21 protein-coding genes and 1 tRNA gene are annotated in these 20,867 nt (G+C 70.9%); 8 read left to right on the top strand and 14 right to left on the bottom strand.

Annotated elements, in window-relative coordinates; genetic code table 11:
* The first annotated feature begins 49 nt into the window (after nt 1–49).
* Complete coding sequence (locus ACFU8V_RS15915; RefSeq protein WP_255218687.1) at nt 50–175, top strand: hypothetical protein; 126 nt, start codon at nt 50–52, stop codon at nt 173–175.
* Here the strand turns inward: ACFU8V_RS15915 and ACFU8V_RS15910 are convergent.
* Nucleotides 160–684, bottom strand: coding sequence for a gluconokinase (locus ACFU8V_RS15910; protein ID WP_378872665.1), 525 nt, complete (start codon nt 682–684; stop codon nt 160–162). The genes ACFU8V_RS15915 and ACFU8V_RS15910 overlap by 16 nt on opposite strands.
* 17 nt (nt 685–701) lie before the next feature.
* Nucleotides 702–1,760: a D-2-hydroxyacid dehydrogenase gene (locus ACFU8V_RS15905; RefSeq protein ID WP_378872662.1), complete on the bottom strand. Its 1,059-nt coding sequence runs from the start codon at nt 1,758–1,760 to the stop codon at nt 702–704.
* 163 nt (nt 1,761–1,923) lie between these two features.
* On the opposite strand from ACFU8V_RS15905, the gene gndA reads away from it, so the two are divergent.
* On the top strand, nt 1,924–3,378 hold the full coding sequence (gene gndA / locus ACFU8V_RS15900) for an NADP-dependent phosphogluconate dehydrogenase (protein ID WP_378872660.1): 1,455 nt from the start codon (nt 1,924–1,926) through the stop codon (nt 3,376–3,378).
* A gap of 51 nt (nt 3,379–3,429) precedes the next feature.
* Here gndA and ACFU8V_RS15895 read toward each other — a convergent pair whose 3' ends face one another.
* The 3 genes from ACFU8V_RS15895 to ACFU8V_RS15885 form a co-directional block, all read right to left on the bottom strand.
* The gene (locus ACFU8V_RS15895; protein WP_378872657.1) at nt 3,430–4,680 is read right to left on the bottom strand and encodes an FAD-binding oxidoreductase; all 1,251 of its coding nucleotides are present in this window, start codon (nt 4,678–4,680) and stop codon (nt 3,430–3,432) included.
* A gap of 76 nt (nt 4,681–4,756) precedes the next feature.
* Nucleotides 4,757–5,476 (bottom strand): ABC transporter ATP-binding protein, encoded by a 720-nt coding sequence (locus ACFU8V_RS15890; protein WP_174235374.1) that lies wholly within the window; start codon nt 5,474–5,476, stop codon nt 4,757–4,759.
* 47 nt (nt 5,477–5,523) lie between these two features.
* Nucleotides 5,524–6,990 (bottom strand): ABC transporter permease, encoded by a 1,467-nt coding sequence (locus ACFU8V_RS15885; RefSeq protein ID WP_378872654.1) that lies wholly within the window; start codon nt 6,988–6,990, stop codon nt 5,524–5,526.
* Between the two features lie 164 nt (nt 6,991–7,154).
* Here ACFU8V_RS15885 and ACFU8V_RS15880 point away from each other — a divergent pair, with 164 nt between their 5' ends.
* Both ACFU8V_RS15880 and ACFU8V_RS15875 read left to right on the top strand, forming a co-directional pair.
* Nucleotides 7,155–7,883, top strand: a complete 729-nt coding sequence (locus ACFU8V_RS15880) for a response regulator transcription factor (protein WP_025105641.1) — start codon at nt 7,155–7,157, stop codon at nt 7,881–7,883.
* A 26-nt stretch (nt 7,884–7,909) separates the two neighbouring features.
* Entirely contained in the window at nt 7,910–9,400 is a 1,491-nt protein-coding gene (locus ACFU8V_RS15875) for a sensor histidine kinase (protein WP_378872651.1), read from the top strand.
* A 374-nt stretch (nt 9,401–9,774) separates the two neighbouring features.
* Here the strand turns inward: ACFU8V_RS15875 and ACFU8V_RS15870 are convergent, their stop codons facing one another.
* The 6 genes from ACFU8V_RS15870 to ACFU8V_RS15845 all read right to left on the bottom strand — a co-directional run bounded on the left by ACFU8V_RS15870 (nt 9,775) and on the right by ACFU8V_RS15845 (nt 15,369).
* Nucleotides 9,775–11,349, bottom strand: a complete 1,575-nt coding sequence (locus ACFU8V_RS15870; RefSeq protein ID WP_378872648.1) for an FAD-dependent oxidoreductase — start codon at nt 11,347–11,349, stop codon at nt 9,775–9,777.
* Nucleotides 11,346–12,239: an FAD:protein FMN transferase gene (locus ACFU8V_RS15865; protein ID WP_249521351.1), complete on the bottom strand. Its 894-nt coding sequence runs from the start codon at nt 12,237–12,239 to the stop codon at nt 11,346–11,348. Before ACFU8V_RS15865 ends, ACFU8V_RS15870 begins: the two co-directional genes overlap by 4 nt.
* Nucleotides 12,240–12,254: 15 nt before the next feature.
* Nucleotides 12,255–12,731, bottom strand: coding sequence for an FMN-binding protein (locus tag ACFU8V_RS15860; RefSeq protein WP_062636521.1), 477 nt, complete (start codon nt 12,729–12,731; stop codon nt 12,255–12,257).
* Nucleotides 12,732–12,823: 92 nt separating this feature from the next.
* A complete protein-coding gene (locus ACFU8V_RS15855; RefSeq protein ID WP_025105636.1) occupies nt 12,824–13,858 on the bottom strand; it encodes a ribose-phosphate diphosphokinase in 1,035 nt (344 codons plus the stop codon).
* A 7-nt stretch (nt 13,859–13,865) separates the two neighbouring features.
* Complete coding sequence (glmU, locus tag ACFU8V_RS15850; RefSeq protein ID WP_025105635.1) at nt 13,866–15,296, bottom strand: bifunctional UDP-N-acetylglucosamine diphosphorylase/glucosamine-1-phosphate N-acetyltransferase GlmU; 1,431 nt, start codon at nt 15,294–15,296, stop codon at nt 13,866–13,868.
* A 1-nt stretch (nt 15,297) separates the two neighbouring features.
* Nucleotides 15,298–15,369, bottom strand: a tRNA-Gln gene (locus tag ACFU8V_RS15845).
* A 123-nt stretch (nt 15,370–15,492) separates the two neighbouring features.
* Here ACFU8V_RS15845 and ACFU8V_RS15840 point away from each other — a divergent pair.
* The gene (locus ACFU8V_RS15840) at nt 15,493–16,002 is read left to right on the top strand and encodes a GNAT family N-acetyltransferase (protein WP_025105634.1); all 510 of its coding nucleotides are present in this window, start codon (nt 15,493–15,495) and stop codon (nt 16,000–16,002) included.
* Complete coding sequence (locus ACFU8V_RS15835) at nt 15,999–16,493, top strand: MarR family winged helix-turn-helix transcriptional regulator (RefSeq protein WP_025105633.1); 495 nt, start codon at nt 15,999–16,001, stop codon at nt 16,491–16,493. Before ACFU8V_RS15840 ends, ACFU8V_RS15835 begins: the two co-directional genes overlap by 4 nt.
* A 178-nt stretch (nt 16,494–16,671) precedes the next feature.
* Here ACFU8V_RS15835 and ACFU8V_RS15830 read toward each other — a convergent pair whose 3' ends face one another.
* Complete coding sequence (locus tag ACFU8V_RS15830) at nt 16,672–17,142, bottom strand: Rrf2 family transcriptional regulator (protein WP_126893594.1); 471 nt, start codon at nt 17,140–17,142, stop codon at nt 16,672–16,674.
* 44 nt (nt 17,143–17,186) lie between these two features.
* Here ACFU8V_RS15830 and ACFU8V_RS15825 point away from each other — a divergent pair, with 44 nt between their 5' ends.
* Complete coding sequence (locus ACFU8V_RS15825) at nt 17,187–17,954, top strand: SDR family oxidoreductase (protein ID WP_374459413.1); 768 nt, start codon at nt 17,187–17,189, stop codon at nt 17,952–17,954.
* Nucleotides 17,955–18,172: 218 nt separating this feature from the next.
* Nucleotides 18,173–19,096, top strand: a complete 924-nt coding sequence (locus ACFU8V_RS15820; RefSeq protein WP_378872640.1) for a pseudouridine synthase — start codon at nt 18,173–18,175, stop codon at nt 19,094–19,096.
* A gap of 6 nt (nt 19,097–19,102) precedes the next feature.
* Here the strand turns inward: ACFU8V_RS15820 and ACFU8V_RS15815 are convergent, their stop codons facing one another.
* Together ACFU8V_RS15815 and ACFU8V_RS15810 are read right to left on the bottom strand one after the other, a co-directional pair.
* Complete coding sequence (locus ACFU8V_RS15815) at nt 19,103–19,762, bottom strand: methionine ABC transporter permease (protein ID WP_025105629.1); 660 nt, start codon at nt 19,760–19,762, stop codon at nt 19,103–19,105.
* A complete protein-coding gene (locus ACFU8V_RS15810) occupies nt 19,762–20,805 on the bottom strand; it encodes a methionine ABC transporter ATP-binding protein (protein WP_025105628.1) in 1,044 nt (347 codons plus the stop codon). Before ACFU8V_RS15810 ends, ACFU8V_RS15815 begins: the two co-directional genes overlap by 1 nt.
* Between the last annotated feature and the right edge of the window lie 62 nt (nt 20,806–20,867).

The following is a 20,867-nucleotide window of genomic DNA, read 5'->3' as shown; positions in this document are numbered from 1 at the left end:
CGATAGGCTGAGGACACCGGTCCCCTCTGCAGAAATTCGGAGTACCTCCATGCTCGACGCCGCGTTCCTCTCTCACGTCCTCCTCTGGGTGATCGGCGCCATGTCGCTGTGCGCCGCCGTCGCGACCGGCGCCGCCCTGTTCTCCCTCGGCCGCTCGGGCTACCGCAAGGACTGAGCGTCCCCCGGCGCTCTCGTGATCGCGATGAGCGCCTTCCGGATCGCCGCCACCTCGCGCCTCAGCGGAAGCGCGGCATCGATGCGGAGCCCGACCTCGTCGTCCCGCAGCGGTTCCCACGCGTCGAGCTGGGAACCGAGCAGCGCGGCCGGCATGAAGTGATCGGGCCGATCGCCCAGCCGTCGTGCGAGCGTCTCCCGTGCCACGCCGAGCTCGACGAAGACGGCGTCCGGTGCCTCCGCCCTGATGGCGTCCCGGTAGTGCCGGCGCAGGGCCGAACAGGCGACGACGATGCGCGTCTCGGCGGCGAGCGTCCGTCCGACCACGCGGAGCCACGGCATCCGGTCGTCGTCGTCGAGAGGGATGCCCGCCGCCATCTTCTCGACGTTGGTGAGCGGATGCAGGTCGTCCCCGTCCACGAAGCGCGCCCCGAGGTCCTCGGCCAGCGCCGCGCCCACCGTCGACTTCCCGGAGCCGCTGGGCCCCATCACGACGATGCGCACGCTCATGCCCGTCGCCTCCCGGCTCAGTAGAACTCGACCGTGTCGACCACGGCACGCAGCTCCCGGCCGTCGAGCAGCCGGGTGGCGTTCTCGGCGAACCTCCGTGCGATGCGCTCCTCCTCCTTCGAGCTCAGAGCCGCCGTGTGCGGGCTGACGAGGACGCGGGGGTGCGTCCAGAGCGGCGAGTCGGCGGGCAGCGGCTCCTGCTCGAAGACGTCCAGCCCGGCGAAGCCGACGCGGCCGTCATCGAGCGCGGCGAGAAGCGCCGTCTCGTCGACGACGCTGCCGCGTCCGACGTTGGTGAGGATGACCCCGGGCTTCACGGCCCGGAGGACCTCCTCCCCGATGAGATGCCTGGTCTGCTCCGTGCCCGGCAGCGTGACGACGATCGCGTCGACCTCGCCCACCGCGTCCACGAGCTCGTCGGGCGCGATGAGACGGTCGACACCCTCGACCGCGCGGCCGGAGCGGCTGGTTCCCCACACCCGGGCGCCGAGCGCGTGGAAACGGCGGGCGCACTCCGCGCCGATCCCGCCGAGTCCGACGACGAGCACGGTCATCTCGTCGACCTGACCCATCTCCCAGCGGTCGGGCCAGGTGCGCTTCCGCTGGTCGTCGAGCAGCCGCGGGAGGCCCTTCGCCCCGGCGAGCACCGCGAAGAGGGCGAACTCGGCCAGCGTTCCGCCGTGGACGCCCGCGCTGGTGGTGAAGACGATGCGGTCGAGGTCGGCGCGGTCGAGTCCCGCCGCCTTGACAGTACTGCCGCCCCCGGCCGCCGTGGTCATGACCCAGCGCAGTCCCGGATTGGCGGATACCGTCCGCGCCAGCGCCTGCGGGTCGACATCGGGGATGCCGAAGAGCACGTCCGCAGAGTCGACGAGATCGTCGAACGCGCGCTGCTGCTCCGGGGTCCGGCTGAACTCCGGGTCTCCCGACCAGTCGGCAGGGCCGCGCATAGGAGGCACGAGCGCCGCATCGTGGACGACCTCGAGCCGCGGCTCGAGCTCTTCGATGAGCCCGCACAGCTCCTCCGCCAACGGCACCGCGACGACGGCGCGGACCTTCTTCTCGGACTCCGTCACGACCGACTCCCTCCAGCTCCTGTGCTCTCCTCAGCGTAGAGGTCCCGAGCGTCCCGGCCGCCCGGCACCGCGGACGATGACCGGGTCGCGTCACGGGTGCGCCTCGATCCGCCCTACAGCGATACGCTGAACTCAACCCTTCTTCACGATCGAGGAGCCTTCCGTGCCCGAAGCATCAGCGAACATCGGAGTCGTCGGACTCGCCGTCATGGGGTCGAACCTCGCCCGCAACCTCGCGAGCCGCGAGGGCAACACCGTGGCGATCTTCAACCGCAGCTACGAGAAGACGCAGACCCTCCTCGACGAGCATCCCGAGGCGGGCTTCATCCCGGCGAAGACCTACCAGGAGTTCGCCGATTCGCTGCAGAAGCCGCGTACCGCCATCATCATGGTCAAGGCCGGAGCTCCGACCGACGCCGTGATCGACTCCCTCGTCGAGGTCTTCGAGCCGGGCGACATCATCGTCGACGGCGGCAACGCCTACTTCCCGGACACCATCCGCCGCGAGAAGGCCGTCCGCGAGACCGGCATCAACTTCGTCGGCGCCGGCATCTCCGGCGGCGAGGAGGGGGCCCTCACCGGCCCCTCGATCATGCCGGGCGGCTCCGACGAGTCCTGGGTCACGCTCGGGCCCATCCTGAAGTCCATCGCCGCGGTCGCCGAGGGCGAGCCCTGCGTGACGCACGTCGGCCACGACGGCGCCGGCCACTTCGTCAAGATGGTGCACAACGGCATCGAGTACGCCGACATGCAGCTCATCGCCGAGGCGTACGACCTCATCCGGCGCGGCACCGGCAAGACGCCCGCGGAGATCGCCGAGATCTTCGCCGAGTGGAACCGCGGCGAGCTGGAGTCGTACCTCATCGAGATCACCGCCGAGGTGCTGCGGCAGGTCGACGCGTCCACCGGCAAGCCGCTGGTCGACGTCATCCTGGACCAGGCCGGCGCGAAGGGCACCGGCGCCTGGACCGTGCAGACCGCGCTCTCCCTGGGCGTGCCGGTCTCGGGTATCGCCGAGGCGACGTTCGCCCGCTCCCTCTCCTCGCACCCCGAGCAGCGCGCGGTCGCCACGGCGCTTCCTGGCCCGGACGAGGAGTTCACGGTCCCGGCCGACGAGGTCGACGCCTTCGTCGAGGACGTCCGCCTGGCGCTCTACGCCTCCAAGATCGTCGCCTACTCGCAGGGCTTCGACGAGATCCGCGCCGGTGCCGCCGAGTACGGCTGGAACATCGATCTCGGTGCGATCTCCAAGATCTGGCGCGGCGGCTGCATCATCCGTGCACAGTTCCTGAACCGGATTGCGGACGCCTACGCCGAGACCCCCGACCTGCCGGTGCTCATGACGGCTCCGTACTTCGCCGAGGCGCTCACCCGCGGCCAGGCGGCATGGCGCCGCGTGGTGGTCACGGCGGCGCAGTCCGGCATCCCGGCTCCGGCGTTCTCGTCGTCGCTGTCGTACTACGACGGCATCCGCGCCGACCGCCTCCCGGCCGCTCTCGTGCAGGGCCAGCGCGACTTCTTCGGTGCGCACACCTACAAGCGCATCGACAAGGAGGGCACCTTCCACACGCTGTGGTCGGGCGACCGCTCCGAGATCGAGGCCGAAGACACGCACTGACCTCGGGTCTTCGAAGGGCCGGGCACCGCAGGGTGCCCGGCCCTTCGTGCGTCAGACGAGGATGTTGTGGTTGCGGCGGAACACGTTCTGCGGGTCCCACTGCGCCTTCACCGCCCGCAGACGCTCGTAGGCGTCGCCGTCGTACATCCCGGACACCGCGTCCGGGCGCTCGCGGTCGACGAAGTTGCTGTACTCGGCGAGGCGGCCCCCGACGATCCGCTGCGCGTCGGCCGCGGCCTTCTCGCGCCCCTGCTCGTCGACCAGCCCGGGGACGTCGAAGGCACCGGCCATGACGAACCACGTCGCGGTGCGTGCCGGGAAGGCTGTCTCCTCCTGCGGCACGTCACTGAACGCCCCACCGAGGGACCGGAGGAACACGACCGAGGCGGGGTACTCCCGCCGATAGGCCACCAGGCGATCGATCGTCTCGTCGTCGAGATCGGCGACGAGACCGTTCCCGCCGAGGAACCCGGGAGGGGCGGGGGCCTCGCCGCCCTCGGGCTGCGGCATCTCCATCAGGATGCCCCGGTAGGCAGGCTCGGTGATCTCCGTCGTGACACCGTCGAGCGCGGTGATCGGCGCGAGTTCCACGCGCAGCGCCTCCGGGTCGGGCCCCGCCCACACGGCGGTCAGCCGGGCACCGGCCGGAGCACTCGGGTCCATGGGCGGCACGTCCATGTACGTGACGGTGAGCTCGCGCGGGGCGTCGCGGAGGAGTTCGCGCGCGGCCCGGAGCACGGCGGTCGCGTCGCCGTCGACGACGGACTCGGCCAGCGCGATCCCCGGCAGGCGATGCGCTTCGAAGTCGAAGCGGGTGACGATGCCGAAGTTGCCGCCACCGCCGCGCAGCGCCCAGAACAGGTCGGGATGCTGCGTGGCCGAGACCTCCACCACGTCTCCGCTCGCGGTGACGACCTGGGCGCCGACGAGCTGATCGACGGCGAGGCCCCAAGCGCGCACCATCCAGCCGATGCCGCCGCCGAGCGTGAGACCGCCGACACCGACGCTGGCCGTGTCGCCGGAGCTCAGGGCGAGGCCGTGGCCGGCGAGGGCTGTCGCGACATCGCCCCAGACCGCACCGCCGCCGATGCGCACGGCGGTGCCGTCGACCTCGATCGAGGAGAGGTCCCCGAGTTCGAGCCGCAGACCGGAAGCGGAGGCATGGGACCAGGGCCCGTGGCCGCCGGAGACGACGGTCAGGGGGACCGCCTCCTGCGCGGCGGCGCGGACGAGCGCGGCGACCTCGGAGACGGTGGAGGGACGATGGACGGTGGGCTGAGCGGATTCGACGTGGTCGACCATGAGCACACGGTAGACCCGGGGTCGGACATCGCGGAAGAGGGGCGGCCCACCGTCCGCCCCTCCCCCGCGCCGCCCGCTATCGGGTGATGTCCCTCACCGTCCCCTGCGTCAGACGCAGCCGTTTCGTCGCCCGCCGCGCCACCGCGGAGTCGTGCGTGACGACGACCATCGTGATGCCCTCCGCGCAGAGGCGTTCCAGCAGGTCGAGGATCTCGTCGCGCATCCTCTCGTCGAGGTTGCCCGTCGGCTCGTCCGCGAGCAGCACCCGGGGGCGTTTGACGATCGCCCGCGCGATCGCGACACGCTGCTGCTGTCCGCCGGACAGCTCCGCCGGACGATGGTCTCCGCGGTCCGCCAGGCCGACGTGGGCGAGAGCGGCGGCGACCCGGGTGCGTCGTTCCGCCGGGTCGATGCCGAGCGGCTCCAGGGCCATATCGACGTTCTCCGCCGCCGTCAGCGTCGGGATCAGGTTGAACCCCTGGAAGACGAAGCCGATCTCCTGCGCGCGGATCCGTCCCAGCTCCGACGGCGAGGCCGACGACAGTTCACGGCCGTCCAGCTGCAGCGTCCCTGAGGTCGGGGTGTCGAGCGCCCCCAGCAGCTGCAGCAGCGTCGACTTGCCCCCTCCGGTCGGCCCCTGGATCGTGACGAAGGCGCCGGGCATGATCTCCAGGTCGACGCCGGTGAGTGCCGTCACCGTCCGTCCTCTCCGCGTATAGGTGCGGGTGACGCCCGTCGCCCGGTACAGCGGGGTCGCCGCCGACGAGGCCGGAACGCGGGCCTCGGAATCCGTCATCGTGGTCATCTCGGTCTCCTTCTCTCCTATGTGGTTCGCGACGCCGCTCATGCGACGGACCGCAGGGCCTCGGCGGGGCTCAGTCGCGCCGCCCGCCAGCCTCCGAAGGCGCCGGCGACGAGCCCGCCCAGCACCGCGAGGCCCACGGCGGCGACGAGCACCCAGGGGGTCAGCGGTGCCTGCAGCACGATGTCGGTGGCGGTCTCCGCGCCCGGGGCCATGCCGCCGGGGCCACCGAAGCCGCCTCCTCCCTCCGGGCCTCCGCCGACGGCGGCGGAGCCGGCGGCCACGGTCGGCTGCGCGACGGTGATGATCAGGATCCCGGCGAGGCCGAGCACGAGACCTGCCGCTCCTCCGAGGAGTCCCTGCACCATCGACTCCCCGGCGACCTGGCGCACGACGCGGCCGTTCGACCACCCCATCGCCTTCAGGGTGCCGAACTCGCGGGTGCGGCGGCCGACACCGGAGAGGGTGAGGAGCACCGAGAGCAGCACGGCGACGGCGAGGACGATGATCGACAGCCAGGTGCCGAGGTTCGTGACGAGCGCCGTCGCGTTCGAGAGCGAGCCGGACACGGTCGCGGCGAGCTCGGACTGCGAGGAGACTGTGGCGTCGGGAAGCTCCTCCGCCAGGTCCGTCTGCACCTCGTCGATGGACGCCGCCGAATCCGCCTGCACGTACACCGTGGAGATCACGTCCTCCACCCCGGCCAGCTCCTGCGCGGTGTCGAGCGGGAGGTAGACGTCCGCCGCGGTGTCTGCGGCATCCGACGCCGAGGCGAGGAGGCCGACGACCTCGACGTCGGAGCCCGCGACGTCCAGGGTGTCGCCGACGGCGATGTCCTCGCTCGCGGCGTACGTGCTGTCCACCAGCGCGACGAGCGCTCCGCTGTCATCGGCGTCCAGCCCACGCCCCTCGCCGATCTCGGCGGAGGCCAGCGGGCCGACCTCCGACGCGGACGGGTCGATGCCCAGGACGGTGAACGAGTCGATGCCGAAAGCACCGCCTCCGCCCCCGCCGCCACCCTGCGGAGGCGCCTGGCCCTCCGCGGGCGCCTCGCCGCTCTGCGCGCCGTCCTGCCCGCCGAAGCCGCCGCTCGGCAGCTCACCGGAGAAGGTCGAGTTCGTCAGGCTCAGCGCACCGGTCGCGGCGGCGACGCCGTCGGTACCGGCCACCGTGTCCAGCACCGCGGCATCGAGCGTCGTCCGGCCGAAGTCCGTGCGCAGGGTCGACTGCTCCAGGGTCGTGGTCTCGCCGTCGCTCTCCCCCGCGTCCTCGTCGAACTCGAACCGCGGCCCCGTCCCGTCGCCCGGTTCCGCGGCGGCACCCGTGACGGTGAGATCCGTCCCGACCCCGTACACCGCCGCGAGCGACTGCGCCTGGGCGTCGCGCACACCGGTCGTCAGGGCGTTCACCACGATCACGAGTCCGATCGCGACCGCCAGACCGATGGCCACGATCGCCGTCTGCTTCTTGCGGCCCGCGAGTTCGCGCCGCAGATATCGTCCGTACATGTCTCTCCTCCCGCCGCGACGATCGCGGCGCGGAACCGACGCTAGGGACGGCCGTTATGCGGATTCGAGGGACGGATGATGAGGGTTCTATGAGGCGGACATCTCCCAGAGAACCCATAGCCCGCTCCATAGAAATCACATAGGAAGTTCCGCAGAATAGAGGCATGACCAGCGACCTGCCCGAACTGCGCCGCCCCGACGGCTCCCCTCTGCGCATCCTCGCCGTGGACGACGAGCAGATGCTCACCGATCTGCTCGCGATGGCCCTGCGCATGGAGGGCTGGGAGGTGCGCACCGCCTCCTCCGGTCTCGAGGCGATCCAGGTCGCGAAGGAGTTCGAGCCGGACGCCCTCGTGCTCGACATCATGATGCCCGACCTCGACGGGATGGCCGTGCTCAAGCGTCTCCGCGAAGCGGGCAACCTCGTCCCCGTCCTCTTCCTCACGGCGAAGGATGCCGTGGGCGACCGCGTCGCCGGGCTCACCGCCGGGGGCGACGACTACGTGACCAAGCCGTTCAGCCTCGAGGAGGTGATCGCCCGACTCCGCGCGATCATCCGGCGCACCGGACACGCCAGCGCCGACGACGGGCAGTCCATCCTCCGGGTCGCCGACCTCACGCTCAACGAGGACAGCCACGAGGTCGTCCGCGACGGCGTGGAGATCGAGCTGACCGCGACCGAGTTCGAGCTGCTGCGCTACCTCATGCGCAACGAGCGCCGGGTGCTGTCCAAGGCGCAGATCCTGGACCGCGTCTGGAGCTACGACTTCGGTGGCAAGTCGTCGGTCGTGGAGCTCTACATCTCCTACCTCCGGAAGAAGATCGACGCCGGCCGCACGCCCCTCCTGCACACCGTGCGCGGCGTCGGCTACATGATCAAGGCCCCGCAGTGAGCGGAGCGACGGTGACGCGACGGCCCATGAGCCTGCAGACGCGGCTGATGACCGCGGTGATCGGGTTCGTGTCGCTGATCCTCGTCATCGTCGCCGTCATCACCAGCGCCACCCTCGGCAGCACGCTGGAGCGCCAGCTCGACGACGAGGTGAAAGGCTACGCGGTCACCATCCGGGACCAGTGGGTGTCGCGCTCCAACCCCTCGGAGGCGACAGCGGAGAACATCCTGTACGGCCGCGACGTCAAGGTGCCCGGCCTGCTGTTCTCCGTGGCCAGCCCGGTGGTGGGCCCGACGGGTCTCGTCTTCGACGACAACCGCGGCGACCTCACCAGTTCGTCCCAGACGCTCACGCCCGAGCAGTTGCAGAGGCTGTACGGAACGGTCGCACTCGGCACCCCTGCGACTGTCTCCTTCGACGGGCTCGGCTCGTATCGGATCTTCGCGACGACCGCGAGCAACGGCGTCGTCGTCGTCACCGGACTCCCGCGCGACGGAATCCAGAATCAGCTCACCCAGCTCCTCACCGTGATCCTGCTCGCGACGGCGGGCGGCCTGATCCTCCTCGCCCTGACGACGGCGGTCACGATCCGTGTCGGGCTGCGGCCGCTGCGGGCGGTTGCGGCGACAGCGACGAGGGTCGCCAATCAGCAGCTCGATCGCGGCGAGGTCAGCATCACCGAGCGCGTGCCGGCGAGCGAGGCCGATCCGCGGACGGAGACCGGGCTCGTCGGCGCCGCGCTGAACAAGCTCCTCGACCACGTGGACACGTCCCTCTCGGCGCGGCAGAAGAACGAGGAGCAGATGCGCCGGTTCGTCGCCGACGCGAGCCACGAGCTGCGCACGCCCCTGGCCTCGATCCGCGGTTACTCGGAGCTCTCGCTGCGGGCCCTGCGTCAAGCGCCGGAGGCGACGAAGGAAGACGCGGTCATCGAAGGCACGACCTCCTCGCTGGAGCGTATCCAGGCTCAGTCGCTGCGGATGACACGGCTCGTGGAGGACCTGCTGCTCCTCGCCCGTCTCGACGAGGGACGCGAACTCGTGTACGGCACGGTCGACCTCACCCAGCTCGCCCTCGAAGGCCTTTCGGATGCGCGACCGACCGCGGCCGATCACCACTGGAACATCGAGGTGCCGGACGAGCCGGTCACCGTCGTCGGGGATGCCGGGCGGCTGCATCAAGTCGTCGCGAACCTGCTGGCCAATGCCCGCACCCACACCCCCGCGGGGACCACGGTGACGCTGAGCGTGGCCCGGGAGGGCGACGAGGCCGTGCTCCGCGTGCACGACGACGGCCCGGGGATCGATCCCGCCCTCCGCGACGAGCTCTTCGCCCGTTTCGCCCGCGGGGACAGCTCCCGCGCCCGGCAGACCGGAGGGACCGGGCTCGGTCTCGCGATCGTCAAGGCCATCGTGGAGGGCCACCACGGCCGCATCTCGGTCGACAGCGAGCCCGGCGACACGACCTTCACGGTCTGGATCCCGATGACTCCTCCCGGCGAGACCCCCGACGCCTGACCCGGGGGTTCCTTCTACCCCGCTCAGCTGCACGACCGGAACCCGCCCGCACGACTGATCCGTTCACACCGTCGTGCACCCGTCCCCCGGTCGTGCAGGTGAACCGGCCGGTCTCCGAGGTCGAGACGAGCCCGTGCTCACCCGCACGCCCCGATCCCGTACGCACGACCCATCCGTCCGTCCCCTCGTGCACCCGTCCCCCGGCCGTACACCCGTCCCCCAGTCGTGCAGGTGTCCCCCGTTCGTGCACCCATCCCGTCTGCACGATCCGGCGGCGGATGCACGACGAGACCGGGGATTCGGTCGTGCGGGTATCGCGGGGTCGTGCAGGTGTCGCAGCGTCCCCGGGCCGAGGGGACGGAGGACGATCCGGGTCAGTAGCCGGCGAAGGCGTCCGTGGTGAGGGAACGGGCCTTCTGCAGCGCGGGCGCGAGGTCGGCGATGAGCCGCGGCGGCCCGGAGATGAAGGCGTGCCGCGCCGAGAGGTCCCCCACCGCGTGCTCCAGGGTCTCCGCGTCCAGACGCGCCCCCTGCGCCCAGGTCCAGTGCGCGGGGAGGTCGGTCGGCTCGTCGCGGGTGAACACGACCGCGCGCACACCCGTCGCGGCGAGCTCGTCGCGGAAGGCGAGCTCCTCCGCCGAGGACGCCACGTAGACGAGGACGATGTCACGCCGCTCCCCCGTCGCCTGGAGCTGCCGGAGCTGCGACACGAACGGAGTCACACCGATGCCGGCCGCGACCATGAGCACCGGCTGCTCGCCGCGCGGGAGGATGAAGTCGCCCCAGGTTCCGGTCACGGCGAACGTCGCACCGGGCTCGGCCGCCGCAAGAGCCCGCTTGTAGCTCGACGGGTGCTGCTGGTCGCCGTTCTTGTACGCGATGCGAAGGGTCGGAAGGTCGGCCGGAGCGGACACGATGCTGAACTCGCGGCGCGTCCCGCGCGCGTCCGGCCGTCGGTGCGGCACGTCGAGCTCGAGATACTGCCCGGGGAGGAACCGCACGCGGCCCTTCGCCCGGAAGGTGAGCTCCTGGGCGGTCGGCGTCACGGAGGTGCGGCTCTCCAGGACGAGACGCACGGACCCGCGGAGCGCGAACGCGAAGGCCACGAGGTTCCCGATGAGCAGTGCGCGCTCCTGCCCGAGCGTGAACAGACCGGCCACCGAGATCGGCCAGCCCGCGAGCACGCCCACCACGACGGCGACGACGAGCTGCTGCCGACGACGCGGCGGGAGCGTCAAGGGCTCCGACAGCATGAACGCGCCGAGGAAGAGGAACGGCGACTGGAGCACCGCGAACGACAGCGCCGTCACGGCGTCGAAGGCCACGTCGAACTGCACGGCCTGCACCGCCTGCCGCACGATCGAGGTGGCGACGGCGACGACGAGGAAGAGCAGGACGACCCCGACCTTCTCCGTACGCCAGAGCACGGCGAGCCCGAGGAGGACGACGGGGATAACGAGCACCGGCGTGCCGACCCACCAGGAGGACGAGGTGCCGAGCCAGCTGAACGCCCCGAACGCCCCCAGGATCGACACGACCGCGGCACCGAACGCCGCCGGGTTGAAGATGTGGCGTCCTCGCCAGGCGATGAGGTACTTGGACACGCTGGCCACCGCGCCCGCGATGGCGAGGCCGAGCAGTGCCGACGGCTCGATGCCGGGACGCAGCACGAACAGCAGGATGAGGGCTGTGACGAGTGAAGACTCCACGCGCCAGGGCAGGCGGAGCAGGCGCTGCGCGACCGCGTCCACGGCCGAAATCACGACCGCGAGCACGAGGAAGGATGCCACCAGCTCCACCGGCGTCGGAGAGACGATCACCCCGAGCAGGGACAGCACGAGCGCGATGAGCGCGAGGGCCGTCAGCGCGAACAGCACGAGACGGTACATCGACAGTGAGCCGAGCACGGCGAGGACGCGCTGGCGTGCGGCGGCGAAGGCGGTGGTCATGGTGTCCTGTCTCCCACGGTTCCGGCGGCTCGCGCAGGAGCTGCGGTGAAGAGCTCGGCCCGGCAGCCGGGCGAGCGCTGCACACGGCCGTCGGTGGTCATGCGCACCCATTCGACGCCCCAGCGGGCGGCCAGCTCCGGGCCGCCGTCGAAGAACAGCGCGGTGGCCACGGCATCCGCCGTCATCGCCTCCGGGGCGAGTGCCCACGTCGCCGCCCAGGTGCGGACGGGCTGTCCCGTCCGCGCATCGAGCACGTGGTGGAGGCCCTCGCCCCAGGCCCGTCGATTGACGGCCGAGGCGCACAGCGCGCCGTCGGTGATCTCGACGACGCCGATCGCCTTCCGCGCATCGAACGGGTGCTCGAGAGCGACGCGCACGCCGGCGCCGCGCACCCGGATGTCTCCGCCGGCATCCACGACCACGTCCCCGGGGACGACCGCCAGCACCGCCATGACCCGGTCGACGAGACGCCCCTTGCCGAGGGCGCCGACATCGAGCAGGGCGGGCGCAGGGGCGTCGATCGCCCCGGCGGACCACGTGAGCCGCGAGGTCCAGGACGCGGGAGCCGGGCGGGGATCGCCGGCCTGCAGCGAGTAGGTGGCGTCGTAGCCGAGGGCGACAAGGCTGTCGGCGACCAGCGGATTCACCGCACCGGCCGTGGCCGCGTCGAGATCGCGATAGGCGTCAAGCATCGGCCCCGCGTCCGGCGAGGACAGGCGACCGCCGGAGCGTCCGAGACGCACCACGTCGGAGTCGTCTCGGAAGCGGGACCAGAGGCGATCGAAGCGCTCGATCTCGGCGGTCACGGCCGCGCGGACGTCATCCGTGAGCGCGGCACCGGTCTCGATCTCCCACCCGGTGCCGATCGCCTCGAATCGCCACTCCCCCATGAGGACGCCTCGCGCCTAGGCGGCGGCCTGCTCCTTGATGGAGGCCACGGCGTCGTTGAAGCCGCCGCTCGTGAGCGACGACCCGGCGACCCGGCTGACGTTCAGCTCGTCGATCGGCTTTCCCACGACCTCGTCGGCGATCCCGTCGATGAACTCGCCCTGGTACCGCTCGGTCTCCGGAGCCTTCGGGTCTCCGGTCACCTCGACCTCCGTCACGACGCCGTCGGCGAGGGTGAGCGTGACGGTGATCTCCTCCACCGTCTCCGGGGTCTGGTACGAGCCGTCGGCGGTGTACGTGCCGTCGGTGTAGGTGCCGGAGGCGTCACCCCCGCTCGACGAGGACGAGGTGCTCGACCCCGCGGTCTCGTCGGTGCCGGTCGAGGTGTCTGCGGCGTCGCCGGTCGACGAGCATCCGGCGAGGACGAACAGCCCCGCGATCCCGAGAAGGGCGGAGCCCGTGCGGACAGAGGTCGGAACGGTCGTGCGGATCATGGGGTCCTCCGTGGTCGTCGTCGGTCGACTCTTCCGTCGATGACTCGACCGTAAGCACCAGGGCTATGCGCGGGCTGTGCCGTCCCGATGAGTTACGCGTCCCCGCCGAACATGCTCGTGACGGAGCCGTCTTCGAAGACCTCATGGATCGCCCGCGCGAGCAGCGGCGCGATCGGCAGCACCGTGAGGTTCTCCCAACGACGCGACGCGGAGAGCGGGATGGTGTCCGTGACGACGACCTCGTCGATCGCCGCGTCCTGGAGCCGCTCAGAGGCCGGGTCGCTGAAGATCGCGTGGGTCGCCGCGACGATCACGCGGTGCGCGCCGTTCGCCTTCAGCGCCTGCGCGGCCTTGACGATCGTGCCGCCGGTGTCGATCATGTCGTCGACGAGGAGGCAGGTGCGCCCCTCGACGGTGCCGACGATCTCGTGCACGGAGACCTGGTTGGCGACCTTCGGGTCGCGGCGCTTGTGGATGATCGCGAGCGGCGCGCCGAGGCTGTCCGACCAGGTGTCGGCCACACGCACGCGGCCCATGTCCGGGGAGACCACCGTGAGGATCTCCCGGTCCTCCGGCGTGAGGGTGCGCTCGAAGTGGTCGAGGAGCACCGGCTTGGCGAACAGGTGGTCGACGGGGCCGTCGAAGAAGCCCTGGATCTGGGCGGCGTGCAGGTCGACGCTCATGACGCGGTCGGCGCCCGCCGTCTTCAGCAGATCGGCGACGAGGCGGGCGCTGATGGGCTCGCGGCCGCGGCCCTTCTTGTCCTGACGCGAGTACGGATAGTACGGGGCGACGACGGTGATGCGCTTCGCCGAGGCGCGCTTGGCGGCGTCGATCATGATGAGCGTCTCCATGAGCCACTCGTTGACCGGCTCGCCGAAGGTCTGCACGAGGAAGAGGTCGCAGCCGCGGATCGAGACCTCGAAGCGGGCGTAGATCTCGCCGGAGGCGAAGGTGCGGTGCTCGACCGGAGCGATCTCGGTGCCGAGCGACGCGGCGACGGCCGCCGTCAGCTCAGGATGCGATCGACCACCCGCGATGACCAGACGCTTCTTCGTCTTGGCGACGAGGCCGGGGGCCACGCCGTTGTCGCGATCCAGGTCGACCGTCTTCTTCTTCCGGGCCATGCTCCGCCTATTCCGCCGAATTCTCCCGGGCCGCGGCATCCGCCGCGCCCGTCCCTGCTCTGTTCTTCTCGACCCACCCCTCGATGTTGCGCTGGGGGGCCACGCTCATGGCCAGGGCACCGGCCGGGACGTCCTTGCGGACGACGGCGCCGGCGCCGGTCTTCGCACCAGGACCAAGCCTAACGGGCGCGACCAGCACCGTGTGCGAGCCGGTGTGCACCTCGTCGCCGATCTCCGTGCGGTGCTTGTTGACGTCGTCGTAGTTGGCGGTGATTGTGCTCGCCCCGAGGTTCACCCCGCGGCCGATGGTCGCATCACCGACGTACGACAGGTGCGGGACCTTGCTGCCCTCGCCGATCTCCGCGTTCTTCGTCTCGACGTAAGCGCCGATCTTGCCCTTCGGGCCGAGCACGGTGCCGGCGCGGAGGTAGGAGAACGGGCCGACGGTCGCCTCGGCGCCGATCACGGCCAGGGTCGCGTCGGTCCGGCGGACGACCGCATCCTCCCCGACCTCGCAGTCGACGAGCGTGGTGTCCGGACCGATCGTCGCCCCCGCGGCGATCGTCGTCGCGCGCAGGATCTGCGTGTTCGGCAGGATCGTGACGTCGGGGGCGAGCGTGGCGTCGTCGTCGATCCAGGTGGTCGCCGGGTCGACGATCGTGACGCCCTCGAGCTGCCAGCGACGGACGATGCGGGCGTTCAGACGACGGCCGACCTCGGCGAGCTGGGCGCGGTCGTTGACCCCGAACGTGACCTCGACGTCCGACACGATCGACGCCGCGACCCGGTCGCCGTCCCGACGCACGAGGCCGGGCACGTCGGTCAGGTACATCTCGCCCTGGGCGTTGTCCACGCCGATCCGCGGCAGGTAGGTGCGCAGCGTGGCGGCGCGGAACACGTACATGCCGGCGTTGATCTCGCTGACCGCCGCCTCCTCCGCCGTGGCGTCCTTCTGCTCGACGATCCGGTCGACCGTGCCGTCGGCGTCGCGGATGACCCGCCCGTAGCCGGTGGGGTCGTCGACGAGGGCGGTCATGAGGGTGGCCGGGGCTCCGGAGGCGCGGTGCTCGTCGAGGAACGTGGAGAGCGTCTCGGCATCGGCCAGCGGGCAGTCGCCGGAGAGCACGAGCACATCGCCGTCGAAGTCCGCGGGCAGCGCGTCGACCGCGACCTGGACGGCGCGGCCCGTGCCCGGCACGTCGTCCTGGTCGACGAAGACCGCGTCCGGGTAGTCCTCGCGCAGCGCCGCCACGACCTGATCGCGCTCATGACGCACGACCACCTCGATGTGCGCCGGCTGCAGACGCGTGGCCGTCGTCAGCACGTGTCCGACCAGAGGCCGCCCGCTGATCCGGTGCAGCACCTTCGGCAGGCGCGACTTCATGCGCGTGCCTTGGCCCGCGGCGAGGACGACGATGGCGAGGTTGTTCCCAGTCATGCTCCGCCGCCAGGACTCGAACCTAGACCTCACAGCTCCAAAGGCTGTCGTGCTGCCATTACACCACGGCGGACCGCGGCACCCCGGGGGCGCCGCCCGATAAGTCTGCCACGTCCCGGTGTCCGTTCCTGTGTGTGCGACCCGCGTCGCACCGGCCCGTCATCCGCCCGAAACACCGCTCTGCGATGCTGGGACGATGAGCCTCGTGATCGACCGTGTCACCGTCGCCACCCCCGAGATCGCGGCCTTCGTCGCCGCCCACCACGCGGAGATGGACGGCACCGCTCCACCCGAGAGCCAGCATGCGCTCCCGCTCGACCGGCTGCTGACTCCGCGCGTCCGGTTTTTCACGGGACGGGTCGACGGACGGATCGCTGCGACGGGCGCCCTCGCGGTCGTGGAGGACGGACATGAGGAGCTGAAGTCGATGCGAACCGATCCCGCCTTCCGCGGACGCGGGTTCGGGCGGACGATGCTCGGTCATCTCCTCGACGACGCCGACGCGCGGGGCGTCCGGCGGCTCTCACTCGAGACCGGCCGCGACCCCTTCTTCGCCCCCGCGCGCGCGATGTACGCCGCCGCCGGGTTCCGCGAGGGCGCCCCGTTCGGCTCCTACCTCCCCGACCCGCACAGCGCGTTCCTCACGATGCTCCTCCCCGCGTCCTCCGCGGCCACGATCTCGCCGCACGCGATAATGAACGGATGAGCGAGGCGGATGAGGTCGATCGGATCGTCGGCGCGTGGAACACGCAGCGCCCCGACCTCGACTTCTCCCCCCTCGAGGTGCTGTCCCGCATGGACCGCCTCTCCCGACACCTCGACCGCGCGCGCCGCGAGGTGTTCCGCCGAAGCGACCTCGAACCGTGGGAGTGGGACGTGCTGTCGGCGCTGCGCCGGGCCGGGTCGCCGTTCCAGCTCTCCCCCAAGCAGCTCCTGCAGCAGACCCTCGTGTCGAGCGGCACCATGACCAACCGCATCGACCGTCTCGTCGGCCGTCGCTTCGTTCGCCGTGAAGCCGACCCGGCGGACGGCCGCAGCGTGCTCGTGACCCTGACCGACGACGGCCGGGTCCGGGTGGACGCCGCGATCACCCGGCTCGTGGACGCCGAGGCCGACCTCCTGCGCGCCCTCTCCCGCGCCGACCGGGACCGACTGGCCGCCCTGCTGCGGAAGCTGAGTCTCAGCTTCGACACCTGACCCGCACCCTGTGTGGTTCGGTCCGGATCGGTCCGTTCCGTCTGTTCCGTCCGGCCTGTTCCGCCCGCACGATCCGCGCACGGCTGCCCGGGAGAAGTGGTCACCTGGTCGTGCATCCGGACCCGGGTCGTGCAGGCGTCGCAGGACCGACCCGGCACGGATCGTGCGAACGGGCAGGTCAGGGTCCGAGGAGGAGGCGCCGGTTCTTGGCCGGGACGGTGTCGGGGAGCGTGCCGACGACCTCCGCGATCGACACCGCCTCCAGAGAAGCCCGCCAGGCCTCGTGGGCACGGCGCATGACGACGGCGAGTCCGCACGGCGCGGCGCAGTCCTCCGGACGGGCGGCCCCTCTCCCCTGCTGACGGAGTTCGCGGCAGATGTAGGGGTCGGCGGCGCCGTCCACCGCGGTGACGAGGTCGAGGATGGTGATGCTCTCGGGCTCCCTGGCCAGGCGGAAGCCGCCGCGGGGCCCCGTGCTCCCGGTGAGGATGCCGGCGCGGACGAGCTTCGCGAGCTGCTTCGAGAGGTACGGCCCCGGCACGCCGAAGTGCTCGGCGAGCTGTGCTCCGGACACCGTCGACCCCGCGGGGAGCTGAGCGATCACCGCGACGGTGTGCAGCACCCATTCCGAGGTCTCCGGGAGTTTCACTTGCCCATCGTATCCGGGCGCCCTATTGTGGACACACAATATCCATGATTGAAGGAGTGGGCATGCGCATCGCGGTCGCAGGAGGAACGGGCCGGATCGGGCGACTGGTCGTCGAGGAGGCCCGGCGTCGGGGCCACGATCCGCTGTCGCTCAGCCGCAGCGAGGGGGTCGACCTGACCGCGGGCGAAGGTCTCGCGACGCTGCTGCGCGGAGTGGACGCGGTCGTCGACGCGACGAATCCCCCGGTATCCGATGTGGCCGAGGCCGAGCGGGTGTTCACCACGCTCAGCCGCACGCTGCTCGCCGCCGAGGACGAAGCCGGGGTTGACCACCACGTGGCCCTCTCGATCGCGGCGCTCGATCGCGTGCGCGGGAACCCCCACTACGCAGGCAAACGCGCCCAGGAGCGAGAGGTCACTCGTGGCCCCGTTCCGTTCACCATCGTGCGGGCGACGCAGTTCCACGACTTCCCCGCGATGATCGCCGAGTGGAGCATCGAGGACGGCGAGGGCGTCGTGCCCCCGCTGCTCCTGCAGCCCATCGCGCCCGCGGACGTGGCCGTCACCCTCGTCGACGCGGCGGAGTCGCCGGCGCTCGGCGGCTCGTTCGACATCGCCGGACCCCGCACGGAGGACGCCGTCGACATGGCGCGCCGCACTCTCGCGGCGTGGGGTCGCGACCTTCCGCTGCGCGCCGCGTGGGAGGGTGCCGCACTCGGCGTCGAGTTCGCGGGTGAGGTGCTGCTTCCCGGCGACGACGCGCGCACGGCGGCGACGACCTTCGACGACTGGCTCGCCGCCGAAACCCGCTGACACCCCGCCGGTTCCGGGGCCTCCTGTCCGGCCCCCTCGCTCCGAATGCACGACCAGGGTTGAGACGTGGGACGAGAACCCCGGAACGGTCGTGCAGGCGCAACGGGATCGTGCAACCGAGGCAGGAGTGGCCGCGGCCCACGGACCCTGCCCGAGCGGTCGCCTAGGCTGGGAGCACCCGGTCGCAGCCCCGCGACCCCCGCTCCGAAGGCCGAGACATGGGCATGCCCTCCCCGCTTCCCGTGCGCGACGGGGTCGGCGCGACCCGGCTGCACGTGCCGATGACGGGTGCGTGGCCGACCATCGCCGCCTACATGGTCGAGCGGTTCTTCCACCTCGATCCGGAGCGGCTGCTCGTGCGCTTCGACCGCGGGGAGATCGTCGCGCGCGATGGCCGGCCGCTCTCCCGGGACACGCCTCTCGGCGCCGAGGAGTTCGTCTGGTACTACCGGGAGCCTCCGGTCGAGAAGGAGATCCCGTTCACCGAGGAGATCCTGCACCAGGACGAGCATCTGGTGGTGGTGGACAAGCCGCACTTCCTCCCCACCACGCCGGGCGGCAAGTACCTGCAGAACTCCACCCTCGTCCGGCTGCGCAATCGCCTCGGCAACCCGGATCTCACGCCCATCCACCGCCTCGACCGGGCCACGGCGGGGCTGCTGATGTTCTCCGCCCGCCCTGCCACCCGCGGCGCCTACCAGCTGCTGTTCGAGGACCGTCGTGTGGAGAAGGTGTACGAGGCGGTCTCCGCGCGCCCGGCGGACTGGGATCCGTCGCGGTTCCCCCTCGTCTACCGCAACCGGATCGAGAAGCTCCGCGGTCAGGTGTGCGTGCAGGTGGATGAGGACGGCGAGCCGAACTCCGAGACGCTCATCGAGGTCATCGCCGCCGACGATCGCGTCGTGCACACGCTTCTCCGTCCGCACAGCGGGAAGATGCACCAGCTCCGCGTGCACCTCGCCGCGCTGGGCCTCGGCATCCTCCACGACGGCTTCTACCCCGTGCTGCAGCCGGAGCGTCCGGACGACTTCACCCGCCCGCTCCAGCTCCTCGCACGCGAGCTCCGGTTCACCGATCCGCTGAACGGGCAGGAGCGCACGTTCACCACGCGCCGGAGCCTGCAGGAGGCCCCGGCACGCTGATCGGCCTCAGCGGCGCATGACCTTCCGCGCGAGCCGGGTGCCGAGGAGCTGCACGAGGTGCACGAACACCACGATGAGGATGATCGCCGCCCACATCACGAGCGGCTCGAACTGCCGGAAACCGTAGATCTGCGCGAAGGCACCGAGCCCGCCGCCGCCGATGAGCCCGGCCATCGCGGTCATGTCGATGAGCGCGACGACGATGAAGGTGTAACCGAGGATGAGGGGGCCGAGCGACTCGGGGATCGCGACGGTGAAGAGGATCCGCCACGGCCCGGCGCCCATCGCCCGCGCCGCCTCGATCACGCCCGGCGACACGGAGACGAGATGCTGCTCGACGATGCGGCCGATCGCGAACGCCGCCGCGAGACCGATGATGAAGGCTCCGGCGGTGGTGCCGATGCCGCTGCCGACGACCAGGCGCGCGAACGGCTGCGCCACCGCCATGAAGATGACGAACGGGATCGGTCGGAAGAAGTTCACCACGAAGTTGATGAGCCCGGAGACGACGCGGTTCGGCATCAGTCCGCCGGGGCGCGTCACGTACAGCAGGACGCCCACCGCCAGCCCGAGGATCCCCCCGAGCACGAGCGCGAACGACGTCATGTACAGGGTCTCGAGCGCGGCCTGCCAGAACTCCGGCCACAGTTCGTTCAGACGATCCATCAGCGACCCTCCTCTCCAGCGATGACGGTGACTTCGACACGCTCCGCGATACGCGCCAGGGCCCTGTCGATCGCCGCGCGGTCACCCCGGATGGCGAGCGTGAGGTGGCCGAACGCACGACCCCGGATGTCGTTGATCCCGCCGTAGACGAGCTCGAAGTCGAGACCCGCCGAGGCGAGGTCGAGGAACACCTGGGCCTGCGACGAGTCGCCGTCGCGGAACGACAGGGTCACCAGGCGTCCGGTATGCCGGTCCCGCAGCACCGCGAGTTCCGACGGCGAGGGCACCCCCTTCACCACCGTGCCGACGAACCGCTGAGACGCCGGATTCCGCGGGGCGGAGAAGACATCGAAGACGTCGCCCTGCTCGATGACCCGCCCGTTCTCCATGACGGCGACGCGGGTGGCGATGGTCTGGATCACATCCATCTCGTGGGTGATGACGACGATCGTGACGCCCTGCTCCTCGTTGACGCGCTTGAGCAGGTCGAGGACCTCGTGCGTGGTCTGCGGATCGAGCGCGCTCGTCGCTTCATCCGCGAGGAGGATGGCGGGCTTGGTGGCGAGCGCGCGGGCGATCCCGACGCGCTGCTTCTGTCCACCGGAGAGCTGCTCCGGGTATGCCTTCGCCTTGTCGGCGAGCCCCACGAACGACAGCAGCTCGGCGACGCGCGCCTCGATGTCCGGCTTCGACCAGCCGGCGAGCTTGAGCGGGTACGCGATGTTGGCCTTGACGCTGCGCGAGGAGAACAGGTTGAACTGCTGGAAGATCATCCCGATGCCGCCGCGCACGGCGCGCAGCTCGCTCTCCTTGAGCGCCGTGATGTCGACTCCGTCCACCGTGATGGTGCCGCGGGTGGCCGGCTCGAGCGCGTTGATGAGACGCACGAGCGTCGACTTCCCCGCACCGGAGTATCCGATGATGCCGAAGACGTCGCCCTTGTCGATGGAGAGGGTGACGTCGTCGACGGCGACGATCTCGCGATCGCCCTGGCTGCGGGAGGGGTAGGTCTTGGAGACGTTCGTCAGGGTGACGATCGGCATGTGGTGCTCCGGTCTGGTTCTCGGGAAACGGAGAATCGGGCGGCGCACGAAGCGCCACCCGA

It is taken from the genome of Microbacterium sp. NPDC057658 (assembly GCF_042799975.1).
In the GTDB taxonomy this organism is placed as follows: Bacteria; Actinomycetota; Actinomycetes; order Actinomycetales; family Microbacteriaceae; genus Microbacterium.
Note: the sequence above shows the minus strand (reverse complement) of the source record. Positions and strands in the feature narration are given on the sequence as shown.